We start from the raw sequence: 1,430 nt of genomic DNA on the forward strand, positions 1-1,430 counted from the left end.
ATGTCGGAGAGTGGCGCGGGCTTGATTTATCCTGTGATCCTGTGCGGGGGGTCTGGCACGCGGCTTTGGCCGGCCTCGCGGGAGAGCATGCCCAAGCAGTTCTCGCGTCTGGTGAGCGAGAGCGGCTCGACCTTCCAGGCGACGGCCGCGCGGGTGGCGGACGGGGGCGTGTTCGGGCGGCTGTGCGTGCTGAGCCATGCCGAGGCCCGCTTCATCGTGGCCGAGCAGCTGGCCCAGGCGGGGGTTGCGGCCGACATCCTGCTCGAGCCCGAGCGGCGCGACTCGGCTGCGGCGGTGGCAGTGGCGGCCTGCCACGCCGCGCTGGCCGACCCGCAGGCGCTGGTGCTGATCCTGGCGGCCGACCACGTCATCGGCGACACCGCCGCCTTCGTGGCCGCCGCGCAGGCGGCGGCGGCGGGCGCGCGGGCCGGCCACATCATGACGCTCGGCATCAGCCCGACCGGCCCGTCCACCGCCTACGGCTACATCCGGCGCGGCGCGGCCCTGGCGGAGGCGCCCGGCAGCTACGCGGTCGCGCGCTTCGTCGAGAAGCCGGACGCGGCCGGCGCGCAGGGCCTGATCGCGGAAGGGGCCTTGTGGAACTCGGGCTACTTCCTGTTCCGGGCCGACGTGATGCTGGCCGAGCTCGAGGCGCACGCCCCCGCCGTGCTCGCGGCCGCGCGCGCGGCGCTGTCGGGGGCGGTGCGCGACCTCGACTTCGTGCGGCTCGAGGCGGCGGCGTTCGGGCAGGCGCCCAAGACCTCGATCGACTACGCGGTGATGGAGCGCACCACGCTGGCCGGCGTGCTGCCGGTGGCCTTCCCCTGGTCGGATGTCGGCAGCTGGGACGCGGTCTGGAGCGTGCTGGAGCAGGATGAGCTCGGCAACGCGGTGCGCGGCCGGGTCGAGCTGATCGGGACGACGGGCAGCCTGGTGCACAGCCAGGGCGAGCAGGTCACGGCGGTGGTCGGGCTGGCCGACGTGGTGGTGGTCTCCACCCCCGACGCGGTGCTGGTCAGCTCCAAGGCGCGCTCGGGCGAGGTCAAGGAGCTGGTCGGCCTGCTGCGGGCCAAGGGCTACCCGGAGGCCGAGGCGCACCGGCGCATCTACCGGCCCTGGGGCTGGTACCAGAGGATCGACATCGGCGAGCGCTTCCAGGTCAAGCGCATCCAGGTGACGCCGGGCGGGCGGCTGTCCCTGCAGAAGCACTACCACCGGGCCGAGCACTGGGTGGTGGTGCGCGGCACCGCCGAGGTCACGCTCAACGAGCGCGTGGTCCTGGTGCACGAGAACGAGGCCGTCTACCTGCCGATCGGCGCCATGCACCGCCTCACCAACCCGGGCAAGATCCCGCTCGAGCTGATCGAGGTCCAGGTCGGATCCTACACCGGAGAAGACGATATCGTCCGCCTCGAAGACGTCTACGGACG

1 protein-coding gene is annotated in these 1,430 nt (G+C 72.9%); it reads left to right on the forward strand.

Going from position 1 to position 1,430, the window contains the following annotated elements; genetic code table 11:
• The coding region (locus tag WDW90_RS37050; RefSeq protein WP_336492714.1) for a mannose-1-phosphate guanylyltransferase/mannose-6-phosphate isomerase at positions 1-1,430 on the forward strand (1,430 nt) is incomplete at its 3' end.

This window comes from Methylobacterium nigriterrae, assembly GCF_037106235.1.
GTDB classification, from domain to species: Bacteria; Pseudomonadota; Alphaproteobacteria; order Rhizobiales; family Beijerinckiaceae; genus Methylobacterium; species Methylobacterium nigriterrae.